General features: G+C 65.0%; 18 protein-coding genes. 6 read left to right on the forward strand and 12 right to left on the reverse strand.

What is annotated here, in order from left to right; all coding sequences use genetic code 11:
* Window positions 1–20: 20 nt before the first annotated feature.
* Genes GS429_RS04735 through GS429_RS04745 form a run of 3 tightly spaced genes read right to left on the reverse strand, consistent with a single transcriptional unit; the run spans window position 21 to window position 3,256 of the window.
* Entirely contained in the window at window positions 21–1,373 is a 1,353-nt protein-coding gene (locus GS429_RS04735) for an acetyl-CoA carboxylase biotin carboxylase subunit (RefSeq protein WP_160063215.1), read from the reverse strand.
* A complete protein-coding gene (locus tag GS429_RS04740) occupies window positions 1,374–2,354 on the reverse strand; it encodes a 5-oxoprolinase subunit C family protein (RefSeq protein WP_160063217.1) in 981 nt (326 codons plus the stop codon).
* Window positions 2,354–3,256 carry a 5-oxoprolinase subunit B family protein gene (locus GS429_RS04745; protein WP_160063219.1) on the reverse strand — a complete coding sequence of 301 codons (903 nt, stop codon included), beginning with the start codon at window positions 3,254–3,256 and terminating at the stop codon, window positions 2,354–2,356. Before GS429_RS04745 ends, GS429_RS04740 begins: the two co-directional genes overlap by 1 nt.
* Window positions 3,257–3,442: 186 nt before the next feature.
* Between GS429_RS04745 and GS429_RS04750 the strand changes: the two genes are divergently transcribed.
* Entirely contained in the window at window positions 3,443–3,688 is a 246-nt protein-coding gene (locus GS429_RS04750; protein ID WP_160063221.1) for an acetyl-CoA carboxylase, read from the forward strand.
* Between the two features lie 217 nt (window positions 3,689–3,905).
* Here GS429_RS04750 and GS429_RS04755 read toward each other — a convergent pair whose 3' ends face one another.
* The 4 genes from GS429_RS04755 to GS429_RS04770 form a co-directional block, all read right to left on the reverse strand.
* The gene (locus GS429_RS04755) at window positions 3,906–4,793 is read right to left on the reverse strand and encodes an FAD binding domain-containing protein (RefSeq protein ID WP_160063223.1); all 888 of its coding nucleotides are present in this window, start codon (window positions 4,791–4,793) and stop codon (window positions 3,906–3,908) included.
* Entirely contained in the window at window positions 4,793–7,186 is a 2,394-nt protein-coding gene (locus GS429_RS04760; RefSeq protein ID WP_160063225.1) for a xanthine dehydrogenase family protein molybdopterin-binding subunit, read from the reverse strand. Before GS429_RS04760 ends, GS429_RS04755 begins: the two co-directional genes overlap by 1 nt.
* Entirely contained in the window at window positions 7,183–7,662 is a 480-nt protein-coding gene (locus GS429_RS04765; RefSeq protein WP_160063227.1) for a (2Fe-2S)-binding protein, read from the reverse strand. Before GS429_RS04765 ends, GS429_RS04760 begins: the two co-directional genes overlap by 4 nt.
* Window positions 7,663–7,839: 177 nt before the next feature.
* Window positions 7,840–10,443 carry an efflux RND transporter permease subunit gene (locus GS429_RS04770; RefSeq protein ID WP_328821243.1) on the reverse strand — a complete coding sequence of 868 codons (2,604 nt, stop codon included), beginning with the start codon at window positions 10,441–10,443 and terminating at the stop codon, window positions 7,840–7,842.
* A 104-nt stretch (window positions 10,444–10,547) separates the two neighbouring features.
* Here GS429_RS04770 and GS429_RS04775 point away from each other — a divergent pair, with 104 nt between their 5' ends.
* Entirely contained in the window at window positions 10,548–11,216 is a 669-nt protein-coding gene (locus GS429_RS04775; protein WP_160063229.1) for a DUF8102 family protein, read from the forward strand.
* A gap of 6 nt (window positions 11,217–11,222) precedes the next feature.
* On the opposite strand, the gene GS429_RS04780 is transcribed toward GS429_RS04775, so the two are convergent.
* Both GS429_RS04780 and GS429_RS04785 read right to left on the reverse strand, forming a co-directional pair.
* The gene (locus GS429_RS04780) at window positions 11,223–12,041 is read right to left on the reverse strand and encodes a sensor domain-containing protein (protein WP_160063231.1); all 819 of its coding nucleotides are present in this window, start codon (window positions 12,039–12,041) and stop codon (window positions 11,223–11,225) included.
* 134 nt (window positions 12,042–12,175) lie between these two features.
* On the reverse strand, window positions 12,176–13,009 hold the full coding sequence (locus tag GS429_RS04785; protein WP_160063233.1) for a DUF4097 family beta strand repeat-containing protein: 834 nt from the start codon (window positions 13,007–13,009) through the stop codon (window positions 12,176–12,178).
* 270 nt (window positions 13,010–13,279) lie between these two features.
* Between GS429_RS04785 and GS429_RS04790 the strand changes: the two genes are divergently transcribed.
* Window positions 13,280–16,078 (forward strand): valine--tRNA ligase, encoded by a 2,799-nt coding sequence (locus GS429_RS04790; protein WP_160063235.1) that lies wholly within the window; start codon window positions 13,280–13,282, stop codon window positions 16,076–16,078.
* 433 nt (window positions 16,079–16,511) lie between these two features.
* Window positions 16,512–16,865: a DUF7344 domain-containing protein gene (locus tag GS429_RS04795; protein WP_160063237.1), complete on the forward strand. Its 354-nt coding sequence runs from the start codon at window positions 16,512–16,514 to the stop codon at window positions 16,863–16,865.
* Window positions 16,866–16,874: 9 nt separating this feature from the next.
* Here GS429_RS04795 and GS429_RS04800 read toward each other — a convergent pair whose 3' ends face one another.
* Window positions 16,875–17,582: a DUF1405 domain-containing protein gene (locus GS429_RS04800; protein ID WP_160063239.1), complete on the reverse strand. Its 708-nt coding sequence runs from the start codon at window positions 17,580–17,582 to the stop codon at window positions 16,875–16,877.
* A gap of 58 nt (window positions 17,583–17,640) precedes the next feature.
* On the opposite strand from GS429_RS04800, the gene GS429_RS04805 reads away from it, so the two are divergent.
* Window positions 17,641–17,814 carry a hypothetical protein gene (locus tag GS429_RS04805; protein ID WP_160063241.1) on the forward strand — a complete coding sequence of 58 codons (174 nt, stop codon included), beginning with the start codon at window positions 17,641–17,643 and terminating at the stop codon, window positions 17,812–17,814.
* Between the two features lie 138 nt (window positions 17,815–17,952).
* On the forward strand, window positions 17,953–18,861 hold the full coding sequence (pdxS, locus tag GS429_RS04810; RefSeq protein ID WP_160063243.1) for a pyridoxal 5'-phosphate synthase lyase subunit PdxS: 909 nt from the start codon (window positions 17,953–17,955) through the stop codon (window positions 18,859–18,861).
* 50 nt (window positions 18,862–18,911) lie between these two features.
* Here the strand turns inward: pdxS and GS429_RS04815 are convergent, their stop codons facing one another.
* Together GS429_RS04815 and GS429_RS04820 are read right to left on the reverse strand one after the other, a co-directional pair.
* On the reverse strand, window positions 18,912–19,436 hold the full coding sequence (locus GS429_RS04815) for a hypothetical protein (RefSeq protein ID WP_235920735.1): 525 nt from the start codon (window positions 19,434–19,436) through the stop codon (window positions 18,912–18,914).
* A 91-nt stretch (window positions 19,437–19,527) separates the two neighbouring features.
* On the reverse strand, window positions 19,528–19,863 hold the full coding sequence (locus tag GS429_RS04820; RefSeq protein WP_160063245.1) for a hypothetical protein: 336 nt from the start codon (window positions 19,861–19,863) through the stop codon (window positions 19,528–19,530).
* Window positions 19,864–19,871 lie beyond the last annotated feature (8 nt).

A 19,871-nucleotide genomic window follows, 5' to 3' on the forward strand; every position in this document is an offset into this window, starting at 1 on the left:
GCGGTTCGGCGAGGCGTCGATCAGTCCTCGCCCAGCCCCTCGAACTGCTCGTCGAGGTACTTCGTCGTGTGCTCGCTGTCGACGAACGCGTCGTCCTCGAGGACCGCGAGGTGGAACGGAATCGTCGTCGAAATCCCCTCGATTTCCGTCTCCTCGAGGACGCGCTTGCTGCGTTCCAGGAGTTCTCGACGGACCTGTGCGGTGACGATGAACTTCCCGACGAGCGAGTCGTAGAACGGGCTGATTCTGTCTCCCTGGTCGACGCCGTCGTCGACGCGAACGCCCATCCCGGTCGGCGGTCGGTACGTCTCGAGGGTCCCGGGTGTGGGGGCGAACTCGTCGAACGGGTCCTCGGCGTTGATCCGAAACTCTATCGCGGTCCCTCGCGGTTCGACCGCGGACTGTTCGAACGAGAGTTCCTCGCCCGCGGCGACGCGGAACTGCTCTTTGACGATATCGATGCCCGTGACCGCCTCGGTGACCGTGTGTTCGACCTGGATTCTGGCGTTCACCTCGAGGAAGTAGAAGTCGCCGTCCTCGTAGAGGAACTCCACGGTGCCCGCGCTGCTGTAGCCGGCTTCGGCGACGCCCGCTCGAGCGGACTCGCACAGTTCTTCGCGCGTCTCCTCGTCGAGGGCCGGCGAGGGCGTCTCCTCGATGAGTTTCTGTTGGCGACGCTGGACCGAACAGTCCCGTTCGTAGAGGTGTCTCACGTTTCCGTGAGTATCCCCGATAACCTGCACCTCGATGTGGCGCGGGTTCTCGAGGAAGCGTTCGACGTACACGGAATCGTTGTCGAAGTACGCTTCGCCCTCGCGTTTGGCGTTCGTGAACGCCTCCTCGGCTTCGTCGGGACTTTCGACGACCTTCAATCCGCGACCGCCGCCGCCGCCGTCGGCCTTGATGGCGACCGGATAGCCGTGTTCGTCGCCGAAGGCTTTCACCTCCGCGGGGTCGTCGATCGGGTCGTCGGTTCCGGGAACGATCGGGACGCCGGCGTCGCTCATGATGGCTCGCGCCTTCGTCTTCTCGCCGAAGTCGGCCATCGCGTCCGACGGCGGTCCGACCCAGATAAATTCGGAGTCTTCGACGCGGCGGGCGAACGACTCGCTCTCCGCGAGGAATCCGTAGCCGGGGTGGATCGCATCGGCACCGGTCTCGGCCGCCGCGTCCAGGAGCGACTCCTGATCGAGGTAGCTCTTGCCGGCGACCGAGGAGCCCACGTGGGCCGCCTCGTCGGCGCGGCGGACGTGTTTCGCCGTTTCGTCGGCGTCGCTGTAGACGGCGACCGTCTCGATGCCGAGTTCGGTCGCCGCTTGCATCACGCGGACCGCGATTTCGCCTCGGTTCGCGACGAGTACTTTGTCGATCATTTACTGTGTCGCGTCCTCCAAGGAGTTCTGAACGGTCTCGAGGCGCGCGTCTCGGTCCTGGCGAATCTCGAGTGCGTCCTCGACGTCGACGGCGTTGAAATCGACGGTGCTGTGCGTGCGACACTGCGCGAGCGCATCGCGGTCGGGGCTGACGACGGTGCCGACGGTTACGTAGCCCCCGCCCGTCACGGCGTCTCGCATCAGGATAATCGGCTGTCCGGCCATCTGGATGGAGCCGACGGGATAGCCCAGATCCACGACGTTGGTGACGTCCGTTCCGGCGCCGAAGGGCTGCTCGCGCTCTTCGAACATGTCGGTGATGTCGGGTCCCTCGAATCGGTAGCCGACTCGGTCGGCCTCGTCCGATACGTTCCAGTCAGCGTCGAGGAACCGCTCCCGTCCGTCGTCGGTGAGGCGATAGTCACAGAGCCCCATCACGACGGAAATCTCGGTTCGTGAGTAATCCGGGCGGTTCGCCTCGTCGACCGACGCACCGACCATCGCGTCGGCGTCCGCCGAGGGCTCGCCGATCGGTAACTCGTCGCCCGCCTCGAGCGATCGCCCCTCGTGGCCGCCGATCCCGATCAGGGTGTACGTCGCACGGCTCCCCATCACCGGCTCGATATCGACGCCGCCGGCGACGGCGAGGTACGATCGGACGCCTTCCGTCGCGAACTCGAAACTGAGCGTGTCGCCGGCCTCGGCACGGACGGCGGTCCACGTCGGGATCGGTTCGTCCTCAAGTTTGGGTTCCATATCCGCGCCGGTGACGGCGAAGACGGTGTCGGACTCGAATTCGACGTCCGCGCCCATGTAGGTCATCTCGAGGGTCGCGTCGGACTCGTCGTTGCCGACGAGCCAGTTGCCGACTTTGTGGGCGTACTGGTCCATCGCGCCCGAGGGCGGCATGCCGATGTGGTAGTGGCCGTAGCGTCCCGTGTCCTGTACCGTCGTGACGAGACCGCCATCGAGAATGCGCATCAGTCGAGCACCTCCAGAAGCTGCTCGTTGTAGCCGCGCGGATCCTCGAAGAACGCCTGCGGCTCGAACTCGACCTGCTCGTAATTGTACTCGTAGGTACCGTCTTCGACCGCCTCGCGGATCTCGTCGTACTCCTCGCGGTCGATCTGCCGGAAGTTGAGGATGTCGCCCGGGTTCGGAAGCACCATCGATTCCTCGAACGCCGACAGCTCCTGGTCGACGTCTAACACCTCGACGGGCGTGCGGCCGTAGAGCTGATAGCCGCCGGCCCCGGGAACGGGATAGATCGCGGTGAACGCGCCGCCGAATCCGATCGCTCGGCTCGGCGTCGCCGTCCGCGGCTGCTCGTATTTGGGCACCTCGATCTGCTCGTCGCGGGGCACCATCTGGAAACAGAACGGCAGTCCGGGGACGAAGCCGATCATCGTCACCATGTGCGGCGCGCCCGCGTGGTGGTCGATGAACGCCTCGACGGAATCGAAGCCGTTGAGCTCGGCGGAGTACTCGAGGTCCGTGGCGTCCGGGTCCTGATGGCGTTCCCGAAAGTCCATCAGCGTGTCGCGAGTCCACGGATCGTCGTAGAGAACGGGAATGTCGAACACCCGCGCCTCCCACTGGTAGTCGGAGACGTCGATTTCGTCCTCGAGCGATCGCAACTCCTCGATCAGTTCGTCCGGGTGGAGCACGTCCGGATCGAACTGGATCAGGTAGGACGCGTTCGACGGCGCGACCTCGATGAGTCCCTCGAGGCTGTTCTGCCGAATTTCCTGCGTGATCGCCTGTGCCTTGAAGTTCGCGTCGAAGCTCATCGCTTCGGCGAGTTCGACGAACACCCAATCGTCGCCGCCGTACTCGTACCGCGGAGACGGAAGCTCCTGTCTGGTTATTGTACCGTCGCTCATTCTACTGGGATAGAGAACGGTTATCACTGTATAGATACCGACTAGATCGGCCTACTGTACACATATGATGAATAACATAATTTCGTAAACGGCGCCGGACATGGGTGTTTACGACCTCTTGTAGTCGATGCTTCTTTGTCAAAGCCTATGTATACGGCCGTCGTACCTACGGATAAGATTTCATAGATGACGACAGAACACATCCAATCGCCGATGCCCGGCGTCTTCTACACGCGACCGGATCCGGACGAAGCCACGTTCGTCGACGAGGGTGACGAAGTCGCCGAGGGAGACGTCGTCGGATTGGTCGGCGTCATGAAGAACTTCCACGATATCACGGCTCCGGCGGACGGGACGATCACCGACGTCGTCGCGGAAAACGAGCAGGAGGTCGACGCCGGCGACGATCTGCTGGTCCTCGAGACGAACTGAGTTCGGCGACGAGCCGTCGTTCTCACCGCCCTCTTGCCCTCAGATCCATATCGTCCTCTCATCCTCAGCGCCACATCGCCTCACCGCCCTCTCATCCACACCAACTCCATCATCCCTCTCATCCTCACGCCCCGGACTGATACCGAGCGAACCGCGCCCTGAGACATCCTTCTCCGCCCCTCTCGAGCCGAAGAGACGCCGATCGAACACCGATCGCTCACCGATCGACCTCAAGCACCTCGTACAGCGTGCGCTCGGTATCGATCGACAGCAGGTGCTCGCGGTACTCGGCGCTGGCCTGGACGTCCGAGACGAAGGCCTCGTCAGAAAGCGTGGTACCAGCCTGGGCCGACGCCTCGGTGATCGTCTCCTCGCTCACCGCACTCCCCTCGAGTTCGTCCTCGGCGGCCGGCAGTCTCGCGGGATTCGTCGTCGCGCCGGTGACGGCGACTCGAGCCGCCTCGATCGTCTCGCCGTCGGTTCGAAGCCAGACGCCGACGCCGACCATGGCGTACCCCGACAGCGGATCCCGTCGCTTGTGGTAGCCGCTGACGGCGTCGGCGTCGGTCGGAACTCGAACCGCGGTGACGATCTCGTCGTCGGCGACCGCCGTCTCGAACGGCCCCTCGAAGAGATCGGTCGCCGCTATGGTCCGCTCGCCGTCGGGCGAGCGAACCTCGAGCGAGCCGTCGAGCGCGAGGAGTGGGGCGGGCGGGTCCGACCGCGCGTCGCCGTGGGCGAGATTGCCGCCGATGGTGCCGCCGTTTCGCACCTGCGGATCGCCCAACTCGGCCGCGGCGTCGGCGAGTGCGGTCGCGTGCTCTCGGACGGTCTCGGACTCGGCGATCTCGGTGTGGGTAGCGAGCGCGCCGATCGAGATGCCGCCGGGGTCGCCGTCGCGCTCGCCATCTCGCGCTTCGATCGCGTCGAGCCCGCTTAGCTGTCCGATGTCGACCAGCGCCGACGGCGACTCGTCGCCGGTCTTCATCCGCGGCAGCAGGCCGTGGGCCCCGGCGATCAGTTCCGCGCCGTCGTGGTCCGCGAGCAGTTCGAGCGCGTTTTCGACGCTGTCGGCCCGATAGTACTCGAAGTCGTCCATGTACATCAGCGATCACCCCCCGTTTCCGCGGCCCGCCAAACTGACTCCGGTGTGATCGGCATGTCGAGGTGATCGACGTCGAAGGGCTCGAGGGCGTCTACCACGGCCGAGACGATCGTCGGCGTCGCCGCGATGGTCGCCGACTCGCCGACTCCCTTGACGCCGATCGGGTTGTGCGGACTCGGCGTCACCGTGTTGTCCGTCTCGAAATCGGGCAACTGGGTCGCGTGCGGGACGGCGTACTCGTCCATGCGACGGGTCTGCAGGTGGCCGTCATCGTCGTACGCTGCGCCCTCGTAGAGCGCCGCGCCGATCCCCTGTGCGATCCCGCCGTGGACCTGCCCCTCGACGATCATCGGGTTGATGATCTCGCCGCAGTCGTCGACCGCGACGTAGCGCTCGATCTCGATCTCGCCCGTCTCCGGGTCGACTTCGACGACGGCGACGTGCGTGCCGAAGGGGTAGGTGAAGTTCTCCGGATCGTAGAAGTTGGTCTCCTCGAGTCCGGGGTCCATTCCCTCGGGCAGATCGTGGCCGAGGTAGGCCTCGTGAGCGATCGCCTGGATGTGCAGCGATCGGTCCGGCGCGCCGGCGACGTGGAACTCGCCGTCCTCGAACTCGATATCGTCGACGCTCGTCTCGAGTTGGTGGGCCGCGATCCGGCGAGCCTTCTCTCTGACCTCGCGAGCGCCGCGAGCGATGGAGCCGCCGCCGACCGACGCGCTGCGGCTGCCGTAGGTCCCCATCCCCTGGGGAATCCGGTCGGTGTCGCCCTCGACGACGTCGATATCGTCGACGGACAGGCCGAGTTCCTCGGCCGCGATCTGGGCGTAGGTCGTTCGATGCCCCTGGCCCTGATCGGCCGTTCCCGCGAGGACGGTGACCGAGCCGGTCGAGTCGAATCGGACGATCGAACTCTCCCAGCCGCCGGCTTGGGCGCCGAGGTCGCCCGCGAGACCCGAAGGCGAGAGTCCGGCCGATTCGATGAAGTTGCCGACGCCGATCCCGATGTATCGGTCCTCGTCCCGAAGCTCGCGCTGGCGCTCGCGTAACTCGTCGTAGTCGACGTGCTCGAGCGCCAGATCCATCGCGCGTTCGTACTCGCCGCTGTCGTAAACCAGCGCCGCCGCCGACTCGTAGGGGAACTCGTCGGGGGCGACAAGATTGTGCCGTCTGAGTTCGACCGAATCCATCCCCAGTTCTCGCGCGCCGACGTCGACGAGCCGTTCGATCACGTAGATCCCCTCGGCCCGGCCGGCGCCGCGGTAGGCGTCGACGGGCGTCGTGTTCGTGAACGCGCCGACGACCCGGCAGTGGATCGCCGGGATGGTGTACTGGCCCGAAAGAACCGTGGCGTACAGATACGACGGCGTCGCCGTGCCGAACTGTGAGAGCTGCGCCCCGAGTCCGGCGTGGGTTTCGACGCGAACCCCGCGGATCGTGCCGTCCTCGTCGAGGGCGATCTCGCCGGTCGTCACGTGATCCCGTCCGTGACAGTCGGTCAGGTAGCTCTCCGAGCGCGTGGCCTGCCACTTCACCGGTCGGCCGAGTTGCATCGAACACCAGGCCGTCACGGCCTCGTCGGGGTAGTGATAGATCTTGCTGCCGAAGCCGCCGCCGACCTCGGGGGCGATCACCTGAATCTTGTTCTCCGGCAATCCAAGCGTCCCCGCCGAGAGCAGCATCCGATGCAGGTGCGGGTTCTGACTCGTCATCCAGAGGCGAAGCTTTTCCGTCGTCTCATCCCAGTCGGCCAGCGCCGCTCGCGGCTCCATCGCGTTGGGGATGATACGTGGCTGTCGGAGGTCGACGCTCGCGACCCGATCGGCGTCGGCGAACGCCTCATCCGTCGCGTCCGCGTCGCCGAGTTCGAAGTCGAACGCGACGTTGTCCTCGGCCTCGTCGTGAACCGGCGACACGTCGCGCTCGACGGCCTCAACCGGGTCCGTGACGTGCTCGAGTGGCTCGTACTCGACGTCGATTCGCTCGAGTGCGTCGTGGGCGACGTGCGGCGTTTCCGCGACGACGGCGGCGACGGCGGTGCCCTCGTGGCGGACCTTGTCCGTGGCGAGCATCCGGTACTGGGGCTGGACGAGCCCGGGGAGGTCCCACGCGGTCGGAATCGTGTTCGGCACGCCGCTCTCGACGACGTCTTCGCCGGTGTAGACCGCCAGAACGCCGTCCATCGCTTCCGCGTCGCCGGTATCGACGTTCTCGATACGCGCGTGAGCGTGATCGGAGCGACGAATCGCCAGGTGCGTCGTTCCTCGGCGGGAGATGTCGTCGGTGTACTCGCCGGAGCCGGTCAGCAACGGGACGTCCTCGCCGCGTTCGATCGCGGCGCCGAAGGCCCCGCTGCCGTCGTCACCGGAGTCTCCGCTCGCGTCCGCGTCACTCATCGCCGTTCACCCAGTCGGTCGGCTGTGGCTTCGATCGCATCGACGATGTTCTGGTAACCGGTACACCGACAGAGGTTCCCCTCGATCGCCTCCCGAATCTCCTCGCGGGTCGGGTCGTCGTTCGTCGCTAACAACGCGTCCGCGCTCAGCAACATCCCCGGCGTACAGTAGCCACACTGGAGTCCGTGGTGTTCCTGAAAACTCTCCTGCAACGGCGTGAGATCGCCGTCGTCGGCGAGTCCTTCGACCGTTTCGATCTCCGCCCCGTCCGTCTGGACGGCCAGACGCGTACAAGATTTGATCGTCTCGCCGTTTACCGCGACGGTACAGGTGCCACAGCGTCCCGTCTCGCAACCGACGTTCGCCCCGGTATAGCCGAGTTCGTCTCGAAGCGCCGTGACGAGCAACGTCCGCGGTTCGACCGCCAGTTCGTGTCGCTCTCCGTTGACCGTTACAGATATCTCGTGTTCTGACATGTATTGTCTCCGTGTCTCCTCCGTCGTTCTTCCGCGTGTCGTGTTTGCAATTACCGTGGGTGGCTTCCACATGCTGTACTCTTCATATCGAGGTAAATAGATTCGTGACCGAATCCTGACGGGAGAACGGGTCGCGGACGCGAGGCGACCGGTCGATTTCGAGTCCGCTTCCGACGGTTACGACAGGCGATCGATCGCGCGTTCCCGAAGGACGAGCAGACACGGCAGGACGGTGAGACAGGCGACGAACGCGAAGATGATGCTCAGCCCTGTCACCAGCCCGAATCGCTGCAGCGGGGGTGAAAGCGCCAGCGCGAGCACGCCGAACCCGGCCGCCGTCGTCGCCGCGCTGCCGAGCAGCGCGCCGCCGGTTCCGGTGACCGTCGCCGCGAGGGCGTCCTCGAGCGACTGTCGCTGCTCCTTTTCGGCGATGAACCGTTCGCCGACGTGGATACTGTAGTCGACGCCGAGTCCGATCGCGAGGCTGGTGATGACGGCCGTCTCGCTGTTGAACGGCAGATCGAGCAACGCCATCGTCCCGAGCAGCCACGCGAGCGCGGCGACGACGGGGGCGAGCGTGACCGCACCGAGCGAGAGCGCCCGGTGGCGGACCCAGTAGAGGATCGTCAGGAACGTCAGGATGACCACCAGCGTGACCGCGAACGCCTGCACGAGCGTCTCGAGCAGCGCGTCCTGAACGACGGCCGTCGTCACGGGGCCGCCGGTCGCGATCGCCGTGACGGGGCCGGCAGTCTCGATCGCGGCTGCGAGGTCGCGAGTGTCGTCGGCGACGGTCTGTGCGGCGGCATCCCCCTGAACGCTGACGAGCAGGCGGGCCGTCTCGTACGACTCACCGTCGTCACTTCGGTGGAGAACCTCGGATGCGCGATCCGAATCGGCGTCGAACAACACGTCGTAGAAGCCGGCGACGTCCTCGTTCGGGAGGTCGTCGCCCGTCGTATCGCGCTCCTCGAGGGCGGCTGCGACGGTCTCGTTCTCGCTCGCGAGCTCTCGGATGACCGCGGGCGGGCCGTCGATTGCGGCCTCGCCGCCCGGACGGACGATGATCGTGTCGTCGCCGCCGACCCCGTTGCTCGCCTCGTCCATCGCCACGAGTGACTCGGGATCGGTCACGTCGCCGCGTATCAGGATCTGGGTCTGACTCCCCTCGCCGCGCTCGGCGAAGTTCTCGCCGAGGTACGCGGCGTCGTCGCTGATCGTGTACGTATCGGGTGCGAGCGGGCCGGGAAGGGACTTGGCCCACTCGGGTGCGTCTTCGGGCAGGAAGTCCGCCTGATTGAACTCCGTATCGATCGTCGTCGCCCCGTAGGCGCCGCCCACGGCGAGGACGAGCGCAACGATCACGACCGCGAGCGGGGCTCGACGGGCCAGGGTGACGAATCGCGAAAGCACGCGGTTGACCACGCTGGTCCCCGTTCCGAACGGGCGTTTCGCTCGGTTGCGGTCGAACCGGTTCTCGAGGAGGTCGTCGACTTCGACCTTGAGCGCCGGCACGAGTACGGCGAAGGCGACGAACGTCGCGAAGATGCCGCCGCCGCTCAAGAGCGCGAAGTCCTGAATCGCCGGCAGCGGACTGACGACGTTCGAGAGGAACCCGACGCCGGTCGAGACCGTCGCGGCCGCGAGCGCGAGGACGACGCCCGTGAGGCCGAGGGTCATGCCGGCTCGCGTTCCGACGACGGCGCCGTTCGAGGTCGGTTCGCCGTCGCTGCCAGCCCCCTCCGTTCCCGCCGGCGCGCCCTCGAGTTCGCCCGCTCTCGCCTCCCGGTAGCGCATGACGACGTGGAGCGCGTAGTCGATGCTCAGCCCGATCAGGAGGAAGGGAACGGCGATGAGCAGTTGGCTCGAGGGTATCTCGAGCCAGCCCTGAAGCCCCGCGAGCCACGCCATCACGACCGCGATGCCGAACACGCCGATGAGGACGTCGACGACGTCGCGATACGTGATCGCGAGGACGCCGAGCACGAGCACGAGCGCGACGGGGGTGATGATCGCGAAGCTGTCCCCGACGGCGTTCGAGGACGCCTCGTCGGTGACACCCTGACCGAAGAGGAACGCGTCGTCGAACCGCTGGTCGACGCTCTCTGCGATTTCGACCTGCGCGTCGTAGGCCGCCTGTGGCACCTCGTCCGGACCGCTGTCGTCGACCTGGAAGAGGAACGTGATTCGCGACTCGGCCTCGGTCGAGCCCGGTTCGTACGCCGTCGGCAGGAACTCGTACGCCTCCTCGCCGCCCTGATCGGCGTCCGGATCGAGCACGTCGGCGAGCAGTTCTTCGACCTCCTCGTCCGATCGATCCTCGAGCGCCGCAATCTGCTCTTCGAGGGTCGGCTCGCCCGTCTCCGGCGGGCCGTCCGCGGCCGTCGCGCGGTCTTCGAACACCGCACCCGTCGCGACGACGTTCTCGAGGCCGACGAACCCGTCGTCCTCGAATGTGGCGTTTAGCGTCTCGTCCTCGCGAATCTCCTGCTGAAGGAGCAGTCCCTCGAGCAGCGACTCGCGAGTGAGGACATCGCCGCCCTCGTCGCGGACGACCAGTTGGGCGACGACCCCGTCTTCGGTATCGTACGTCGCCTCGATCTCCTCGAGCGCCTCGGTTTCCTCGGAGTCGGTCTCGAACTGGCCGATCTCGCCTTCCTCGCTCTCCCCGATCACCGCGCCGGCGGCGACGACGGCGGTGAGCAGCAGTACGAGCACGATGACGAGCCGGCTGTGCGAGACGATCGCGTCCGCGTACCGGGCGCCGACGGATCTGCTCACGGCTCACCTCTCCGTCCGAGTACCGAGTTCATTGGCTGCTATTCGAACCGGGAGAGCCATAGGGGTTCGGATAGAAGTCGATTTCGTATAATCCAAACCCGATTATGAACACGAACACCGACCGCGAACGCGGCGTCCTCAGTCCCGCGGATCGCGCCTACCTCCTCGGGGAACGAGAAATGAGTCACGATCAGTCGAAACGCAACGCCGAGGCGCGGATCAGACGACGGATTCACGCCGCGGCGCTCGACTTCGATCTGCTCTTGCACACGCTTCCGGAGAAGGATCGGAAACAGGTCTTCGAGCAAACGGCGACCGACGAAGCGTTTCTCGACGGGCTTCGAGCGATGTTCGCGTTCGTCTATCTCGGGACGACGAACTACGGCGTCGACTTCGAATCGGTGCTCGAGCCCGCCGTGAGGAACTCCGAGGAGTATCTCGCGGCGGCCGACCGCGAGGAGAGCGTTTCGGTCGACGTCACCTTCGAAGTCGAGGCGACCATCGAGTCGTCGCTCGAGGGGATCGCCGAGCGGCTGGCGGACGGAGAGCCCGTGACGCCGCGAGAACTGTTCTCTCTCGTGATGCAGGGTTCGTGCGACGTCGGCCAGTACGAGCGGATTACGGTCGTTCACGCGGACGGCGGCGATAACGATGGCGACGGCGACGACGGCGATTCCGGCGGCCCCTCGCTCGAGCGATTGGCAACCTATCTCGACGGCGACCTCGAACGCGTGTCCGACGGCCGGGCCGTGATTCGGCTCGACGGCGAGTGACGGTCGTTAGCCGTCCCGTCGAGAAGCGCCCGGCTCGTCGGACGCCGGCGGTGACCGGAGCATTCGGACCGCGACCGCGAGCGGGTCGTCGCCGTCCTCGAGTGCGAGACGTGCAAACCGACCCCAGAGTCGAGCGAGCGCGTTGAGCGCGTGGAACGTCCCGCACAGGACCACGAAACCGAGCGCCGCGGCGGCGAGGGCCTGCGGGAGGGTCGTAATCTCCCAGTAGCCGACGGTAATGACGCCCTCGATTCCCACGAGCAGGTAGTCCCAGCCGAGGTAGAGACTCTGGTGGATCTCCGGCGCGCGGTCCGAGAAGACGCCGACGTACAGTCCCGGCTGATCGTAGTAAAACGGAATCATGAGCATGCTCGCGCCGGTCGACAGCCCGGTGACCGCGAGGGCGAACGACACGGTTCCTAACGCGAGTTTCGTCGGCAGGTACAGCACCGACGACCACGTCTTGGGGTGGGTCACGACCGAGACGATCTGTTCGCGCCGGGTCTCGCCTGCCGGTCTCGTCCGGGGTTCGATATCGACGGTGAGCAGCGCGGCGGTCAGCCAGCGATCGAAGCCGGCGATGGCGAGCGAGATGACGAAGACGACGGCGAGAAGCGGTAATCCGACGAGGATCACGGAAAGACCGACGCCGAGACCGAACCCGACCGCGACGAACACGACGTAGGCGATTCCCAGTGGGAACGCGAGCAGCAGGTACGCCAGGTTCAGGTACGTCTGGCGCCGGAACGAGACCCCGACGAACCGTCGGACTCCCGCCGCGATCCGTCGCTGGCGATCGGTGACGGCGTCGGCCGCGGCACACATTTCGATCGGAACTCCACCTGCGGGAAAAATAAACGTTCGGCTGCGCGCCACGTCCTCGCCGCGGCGCCTCTCGGCCAAGACAGCGAGCGAAGTGGTTCCCGATCAGGGCAGCCAGCGAGGGAAACGGCTCCCGGTCAAGACAGCGAGGTAACGTCGATCCGACCCGTACTCGTTTCGAGACGGAGCGTCGGCCCACCGTCGCCCAGCGTCCCCATCACGAGGTTGTCTTCGCGCGTCTCGTCGGTCAACTCGAGTCCGTCGACGCTGACCTCGCCCACACTCGTACTCACGTGGAGGTCGGCGTCAAGGTCCGGATCGATAGCCGCCGCAATTTCGCCGGTCGACGCCTCGACCGTCGTGTCGCCGTCGATCGCCGGTACGTCGACCTCGATACGGCCGGTGCTCGTGCGGACGTCGCCGAGCGCGTCGATCTCGCGAATCTCGACGTCTCCGGTGCTCGCTCGAGCGCCGACCGTGCCCGCGACGCTCGAAACGTCGATTTCCCCGGTGCTCGTCTCGACAGTCAGATCGCCCGTCACGTCGCGAACGCTGATTCGGCCGATGCTCGCGTCGATCCGCTCGAGTGCGAGCGCCTCCGGCATCTCGATATCGAGATCCATCGTCGGCTGGCTCTCGAACCAGCCCACGCTGCCGTCGTACTCGGATCGGAGTTCGAGCGTGTCGTCGTCTCTCTCGGTTCGAAATTCGAGGTCGTCGAGGTCGGTTCGGATCGAACTCGACTGTTTGACGATATCAAGTCCGACGTCGTCGCGACCGACGCCGACGACCGTGATCTCGCCGACGTCGCCGGTGACCTCGAGGCGCTCCGCTCCGTCCGGCGAGATCGTTTCGTTCGATTCGATGCGCCGGCCGACCAGCGGCGTCGAGCCGCTACAGCCGGCGAGCGCTGCCAGCAGGCTCGCCCCTGCACCCCCGAGCAGCGTTCGTCGAGACGTTCGTGCGGTCATATCTCACCCATGAACCTGATAGCCCGTTAACCCGATCGATCGTCTGGCGGGGTGCCAACTGTCCCCCGAAATTTTTATACTAGGTTTCGGCTGTCGGGAGCGCTCGAAGACGCTTCGGCGGCGACGAAACATCTAACACTCTCGCCGGTAGTACAGCCACGTATGGCAGCCACCGTCGCGGCGAGGATCGATCCCGTCGATCAGCCGCGCGACACCGTTTTCGTAGGGGCCCCATAGCCCCGCATTCCCCACCCCGTTTCGACGGATGTATTGTCGGCGACCAGCATTGACCGAGCAACGACCGGTCTCAGCAATGAATTTCAGCAACGCCCACGCGACGACGACGGATCGACGACGCCCGTTTCGGGCGGTGAGAGCATGAGTATGGATACACCCGAACAGGACGAAGATGCAGCGACCGCCGAGCCGACTCTCGAGGGCGGCTACGATCCCGAGGAAGTCGAGACGCGCTGGCAGCAGCGCTGGATCGACGAGGAGATCTACGCCTACGAGAGCGACCCCGAACGGGACCCGAACACGACCTACGCGATCGACACGCCGCCGCCGACGGTCTCGGGCAGCCTGCACATGGGCCACCTCTACGGCTCGACGCTGCAGGATTTCGCCGCGCGATTCCAGCGGATGCACGACGGCGACGTGCTCTTCCCGTTCGGCTACGACGACAACGGCATCGCCAGCGAGCGACTGACCGAGGAGGAACTGGACATCCGCCATCAGGACTACGAGCGCCGCGAGTTCCAGGAACTCTGTCGAGAGGTCTGCGAGGAGTACGAAGGCGAGTTCACGGAAAAGATGCAGAACCTGGGCTGTTCGATCGACTGGAACAGCACCTACAAGACGATCGAACCGCGCGTGCAGCGCATCTCACAGCTTTCCTTCCTCGACCTCTACGAGAACGGTCGCGAGTACCGCAAGAAGGCGCCCGCGATCTGGTGTCCCGACTGCGAGACGGCGATCTCACAGGTCGAGACCGAGGACGACGAGCGCCACTCCCACTTCAACGACATCGCGTTCGAATTGGTCGGCGAAACGGCCCCCCGCGAGGAGTTCGTCATTTCGACGACGCGGCCCGAACTCATTCCGGCCTGCGTTTCCGTCTTCGTCCACCCCGACGACGAGGAAAACCAGGATCTGGTCGGCGAGACCGCCCGCATCCCGATCTTCGGCCACGAGGTGCCGGTCATCGAAGACGAACGCGTCGACATGGAGAAAGGCAGCGGCGTCGTGATGTGTTGTACCTTCGGCGACCAGAACGACATCGAGTGGTACCAGGCCCACGACCTGCCGCTGCGCGTCGCCATCGACGAGTCCGCGACGATGACCGACCTCGCCGGCGACTACGAGGGGCTGTCCACCGAGGACGCCCGCGAGGCCATCGTCGAGGATCTGGACGCGGAAGGGTATCTGCGCGACCGCTGGGAGATCACTCACGCCGTCGGCGTCCACGAACGCTGTGACACGCCCGTGGAGTACCGCGTCTCCAAGCAGTGGTACGTCGAAATTTTGGATCACAAGGAGGAGTATCTCGAGGCCGGCCGCGAGATGGACTGGTACCCCGAGAAGATGTTCACCCGCTACAAACACTGGATCGAGGGCCTCGAGTGGGACTGGCTCATTTCCCGCCAGCGCGACTCGGGGATTCCGTTTCCGGTCTGGTACTGTGCGGACTGTGACACCGAGATCATGGCCGAGAAGGCGGAGCTTCCGGTCGATCCCCTGAGCGACGAGCCGCCCGTCGACGCGTGTCCGGAGTGTGGCGGTGAGGAGTTCGAGCCCGAAGAGGACGTCTTCGACACGTGGGCGACCTCCTCGCTGACGCCCCTGATCAACGCGGGCTGGGACTGGGACGAAGAGCGCGAGACGTTCGAGATGGACAAGCCCGAACTCTACCCGTTCGACCTGCGGCCGCAGGGTCACGACATCATCTCGTTCTGGCTGTTCCACACCGTCGTCAAGTGCTACGAGCACACGGGCGAGGTGCCCTTCGACGCGACGATGATCAACGGCCACGTCCTGGACGAGAACCGCGAGAAGATGTCGAAATCGCGGGGCAACGTCGTCGAGCCGGACGAAGTGCTGTCGGAGTATCCCGTCGACGCTGTCCGGTTCTGGGCGGCCAGCGCCGCCGTGGGCGACGACTTCCCGTATCAGGAAAAGGACCTGACTGCGGGCGAGAAGCTCCTGCGCAAACTCTGGAACGCTTCCAAACTCGTCGACACCCTCGCGCCGCGCGACCCCGACGAGCCCGAAACGCTCGAGTCGATCGACCGCTGGCTGCTGGCTGAACTCGACGACGCCGTCGCGGATCTGACCGCACACCTCGAGGAGTACGAGTTCGCCAAAGCCCGCGACCGCCTGCGAACGTTCTTCTGGAACACGTTCTGCGACGACTACCTCGAGATCGCCAAGACCCGTGAGGACAGCCCTTCGACCCAGTACGCGCTGCGAACCGCCCACCGGACGTTCCTCGAGCTGTGGGCGCCGTTCCTCCCCCACGTTTCCGAGGAGATCTGGCAGGCCATCTACAGTGACAGCGGGTCGCAAGACGGCGCGGACCTCGAGGAAACCAGCATTCACACCCGTGACTGGCCCAGTCCGCAGGGGTACGAAGCCGACCTCGAGGCCGGCGAGACCGCGATGGAGGTTATCTCCGCGCTTCGGCGCTACAAGAGCGAGAACCAGTTGCCGCTAAACGCCGACCTCGAGTCGGTCGCCGTTTACGGCCCCATCGAGGGCTTCGAAGAGGCCGTCCAGAACGTGATGCACGTCAGGGAGCTGACCGTCCTCGAGGACGAACCCGAAGTAACGACCGAGGTCGCCTCGATCGATCTCGACTACTCGACGCTCGGCCCCAGGTTCGGCTCGAAAGTCGGCGATATCGACGCCGGCATCGAGAGCGGCGAGTACGAAATCGACGACGACGCCGGCGTGCTTCGTGTCGCCGGTGAAGAACTCGAGGACGACCTGTTCGAGGTCGAACTCGAGCGAAGCTATTCCGGTGAGGGCGAGATGATCGAGACCGAGTCGGCGGTCGTCATCCTCGAGTAAGCGAGCCCTTCTCGAACGGCAACGGCCGGTATACCGGCTTTCGGCTCCGGAAGCCGCATCTTGCCGGTCGAATAACGATCACAGGTCGTTCCGACCACTGAGTATCGGCATATACTCCTCGAAAGCCGTTTGCGGCCACTTCACACGCCGATACACGTACGCGCGGAGGTCTCGTCGGCATCGTTCGCAGTGAAACGCCGTATCGATCCGCTCCACGAACCCCAGGTTCGAACCGGATCGAGAATTGGACAGTAAGGCCGGTAGAAAAATCTCAAGATGAGTTATTCCCGGTCATTACCTGGACATTCAGGCGAACAGGACGAAAGTAACAAAACATTTATCGCTTCTGTGTTCCAACCGGAGGGTGTGCTCTGCTGAAGTTGTTCCGAGCAGACGCGTTGCCCGCCGCCGTGTAAGCCGAGTACAGAGCACCATGAAGACAGACACCGCAAACGTGGAGACCCCGAACGCTGATGCTAGCCTTTCGTCGAACACCGTCTTCGAACTCCTCCTCGAGGAGCGGCGCCGGTACGCGCTGTATTACCTCTCTCGAAAAGTGGGGGCAGTGAGCCTCGAAGAGATCGTCGAACGGATCGCACACACGGAAGGCGAACCGACGCGTGAACGCCTCGAAGAGATCGCCCTCGAGTTCCACCACAACCACCTCCGGAAACTGGTCGATGCAGCCGTCCTGCAGTACGACTCGGAGACCGGAACGCTCGAACGTCGATCGGCTGCCCGAGTCCTCGACCCGTATCTCGAACTCGCGTACGTCGACGACCTGTAGGGCCCGCTATCAGCCCGAATCAGTGCCCACGGCTCGATTCCGGGCGGCTTCGTACTTTTTGACCCGCGTCGCCAGCGCGAGAAAGAGCGCGAGCAGCACGAACGTGACCTCGCCCGCGGCGATCACGCCGAGCGCGTCCGCACCGAGAAACATCGATTCGTCCCGCGGAACGGGAATCGTCGTGTGGTGTGGCTCGCCGACGACCGGGATGAAATAGTCGACGACGAGGTTACTCGCGTACCAGACGAGCGCGACGGCAACGCCCCAGACGGGAAAGTCGGTAATCCGGTGGAGGACGAACGCCTGAACGACCATCGCGAGGTGACTCCAGAAGAGGAACTGGAACATCAACGGATGCAGATAGGCGTAGGCGTCGTAGAACGCGAGGAGCGTAAACGGGGTCCACAGTCCGAGGACGATGTTTCCGAAAAACGCCAGCGACGTCAGCCACGGCTGTTCGTAGCCGAGTTTCCACGCGGCGATCGCCAGCGCGATAAACAGCGTCGCGAGCGGGCTATCGGGCACCCAGGGCCACATTACGGTCGCGGTTTCGGCGAACTGCCCGGAGTAGTACCAGAAGCCGAAGGCCGTCCCCGCGAGGTTGATCGCCACGACGAGCCACGCAAAGCGCAGTCCGAGATCCTCGAGCGTCTTCGGAACGGGGGCGAGATACGTCGGTAGCGGGTCGCGGTCCGGCAGCCGGGTCGTCGCAGACATCGTTCGTCCGGCGTGACGAACGACACTCGCAAAACAGTAGCGGTTGGCGGCTCCCGCTGTGGCTGTCGTTTGCGCTCTCGTCGCGGGTGGCGGCGTGACGATCCCGGTTCGACGCGGGCGACTCGAGGTGATTCCGCCCGATGAACTGACTTCGCTCGCGGTCGTGCTCGCCTCACCGGTCGGTGCGAGTCTCGAGACCGGACTCGACCTGCGTGCCGAACTCGAGCGTTAGAACCGCCTGCTCGCGAGACTGTACGGCGCTCGAGTGCGGGTTCGGCTGTACGAGGAGAGTGCGTCGCGGAGCGGTGATCGAATCTCGCCATCGACCGGAACGAACACGCGTAAGTGCGATGGCTCCTAACCGCGCAGTATGAGCGAAAACACCGATCTCGAGGAACTCCGACGCGGGACCGACCTCGTCAAGCGAGGGTTCGCCCGCATGCAGAAAGGCGGCGTCATCATGGACGTCGTCAACAAAGAACAGGCCCGCATCGCCGAGGACGCCGGTGCGGTCGCCGTCATGGCGCTGGAAGCGGTCCCCGCGGACATCCGCAAGCGCGGCGGCGTCGCACGCATGGCCGACCCCGCGGACGTCGAGGAGATCGTCAACGAGGTTTCCATTCCGGTCATGGGGAAGGCTCGAATCGGCCACACGAAGGAAGCTCAGATCTTAGAGGCCGTCGGCGTCGACATGATCGACGAGTCTGAAGTTCTCACCCCGGCGGACGACGCCTACCACATCGACAAGCGCGACTTTACCGCGCCGTTCGTCTGCGGCGCCCGCAACCTCGGCGAAGCGCTCCGGCGCATCAACGAGGGCGCGGCGATGATCCGAACTAAAGGCGAGGCCGGCACCGGCGACGTCAACCAGGCCGTCCACCACCAGCGGACGATCAAGGGCGCAATCCGCGAGTTGGAGGGCAAGAGCCACGAGGAACGGGAGGCCTACGCTCGCGAGATCGAAGCGCCCGCGGAACTGGTCCACGAGACCGCCGAGATGGGGCGACTGCCGGTCGTCAACTTCGCCGCTGGCGGGATCGCGACGCCCGCCGACGCGGCGCTCATGATGCACCACGAGTGCGACGGCATCTTCGTGGGCAGCGGGATCTTCGGTGCCGAGAACCCGGTCGAGATGGGCGAGGCGATCGTCGAGGCGACGAACAACTGGGACGATCCGGAGACGCTCACCGAGATCTCGAAGAACCTCGGCAAGAGCATGAAAGGCGACGCGAACGTCGACCTGCCCGACGAAGAGAAGATGCAGGGACGGGGCGTCTAGAGTCGCTCGCACTCGAGGCCGTCGCGACGGTTTCGTTTCTGTCTCCACCGCTATGTCTTCACGTCGATATCGCGACGTAGCAGATCGGAAACGACGGTCGCCAGCAGCGACAGCCAGAGGACACACAGGGCGAGACCGAGGACGACCGCCCAGTGAAATCGTATCGCGAGCGGTGCCAAGAGGAGGAACGGAATCGACAGCGGCAGGACGAGGATCGAAAACACGATTTCGACCCACAACGGGCCGACCCCGACGAATTCGGTCAGTGCCCACCCGAAAACGACCGCGATCAGGAGACCGAACACCCGGAGCGCCGGGCCGCTGGGGCGAAGGATCCGCCGTCGGTACAATCCACCGGACTCGTTGGTACCACGTCGTGAAGTGATCAGGGCGACGACCATTGCAAACACGACCGATCCGATGATTGCGGCCCCGATGGAGGCCAGCAGTAGTTCGGTCGTGGGTTCCGTGTACGGCGGTAACCGCTCGCTCGTCAGATTCCGGTTGAGATACCACACGGCCGGGAACAGCGCCACGAAAAACGGGACCACCATCGCGCGAACGAACCGGTTCATCCGTGTCTGTCACGTACCCCTTCCTGTCGAGTCCATAAAGTGTTGCTTCTCGAACGCCGGGTCAGTTTCCGTCGATCTCGAACGCCGTGGTTCACGATGTCCGTCGCACAACGGCCACAGCCGCGAGAAAGCCGAGGTACGCCAGTAGCGACCCACAGACGAACGAGAGGACGCTCGAGGGAGCGACGCGAGCACCGACTGCCACGCCGACGAGCGCGAGGATGACGGACACGAACTGGACGACGGGCCGTTCCCAGTACTCGCGAACGGTATCGGGATCCCGAAAGGCCACGAGTTCGAAGCCGATCGTTCCGAGGCCGCCGATGACGATGGCCGGCCACCACACCGTCGCCTCGACGACGAGAAACGCGATTCCGGCGGCGACAAGAACGAGTACCGCGAGTCCGGCGTCGGTGCGTGTTCCCATTGGGAGGA

Origin of the sequence: Natronorubrum halalkaliphilum (assembly GCF_009834785.1) — an archaeon.
Lineage (GTDB): Archaea > Halobacteriota > Halobacteria > Halobacteriales > Natrialbaceae > Natronorubrum > Natronorubrum halalkaliphilum.

What these genes read in the sequence shown, in the direction of transcription:
- pdxS (WP_160063243.1), top strand. Translation starts at nt 17,953, where the DNA reads ATGAGCGAAAACACCGATCTCGAGGAACTCCGACGCGGGACCGACCTC.
- GS429_RS04735 (WP_160063215.1), bottom strand. Translation starts at nt 1,373, where the DNA reads ATGATCGACAAAGTACTCGTCGCGAACCGAGGCGAAATCGCGGTCCGC.
- GS429_RS04775 (WP_160063229.1), top strand. Translation starts at nt 10,548, where the DNA reads ATGAACACGAACACCGACCGCGAACGCGGCGTCCTCAGTCCCGCGGAT.
- GS429_RS04820 (WP_160063245.1), bottom strand. Translation starts at nt 19,863, where the DNA reads ATGGGAACACGCACCGACGCCGGACTCGCGGTACTCGTTCTTGTCGCC.
- GS429_RS04765 (WP_160063227.1), bottom strand. Translation starts at nt 7,662, where the DNA reads ATGTCAGAACACGAGATATCTGTAACGGTCAACGGAGAGCGACACGAA.
- GS429_RS04740 (WP_160063217.1), bottom strand. Translation starts at nt 2,354, where the DNA reads ATGCGCATTCTCGATGGCGGTCTCGTCACGACGGTACAGGACACGGGA.
- GS429_RS04795 (WP_160063237.1), top strand. Translation starts at nt 16,512, where the DNA reads ATGAAGACAGACACCGCAAACGTGGAGACCCCGAACGCTGATGCTAGC.
- GS429_RS04780 (WP_160063231.1), bottom strand. Translation starts at nt 12,041, where the DNA reads ATGTGTGCCGCGGCCGACGCCGTCACCGATCGCCAGCGACGGATCGCG.
- GS429_RS04800 (WP_160063239.1), bottom strand. Translation starts at nt 17,582, where the DNA reads ATGTCTGCGACGACCCGGCTGCCGGACCGCGACCCGCTACCGACGTAT.
- GS429_RS04745 (WP_160063219.1), bottom strand. Translation starts at nt 3,256, where the DNA reads ATGAGCGACGGTACAATAACCAGACAGGAGCTTCCGTCTCCGCGGTAC.
- GS429_RS04760 (WP_160063225.1), bottom strand. Translation starts at nt 7,186, where the DNA reads ATGAGTGACGCGGACGCGAGCGGAGACTCCGGTGACGACGGCAGCGGG.
- GS429_RS04815 (WP_235920735.1), bottom strand. Translation starts at nt 19,436, where the DNA reads ATGAACCGGTTCGTTCGCGCGATGGTGGTCCCGTTTTTCGTGGCGCTG.
- GS429_RS04755 (WP_160063223.1), bottom strand. Translation starts at nt 4,793, where the DNA reads ATGTACATGGACGACTTCGAGTACTATCGGGCCGACAGCGTCGAAAAC.
- GS429_RS04750 (WP_160063221.1), top strand. Translation starts at nt 3,443, where the DNA reads ATGACGACAGAACACATCCAATCGCCGATGCCCGGCGTCTTCTACACG.
- GS429_RS04785 (WP_160063233.1), bottom strand. Translation starts at nt 13,009, where the DNA reads ATGACCGCACGAACGTCTCGACGAACGCTGCTCGGGGGTGCAGGGGCG.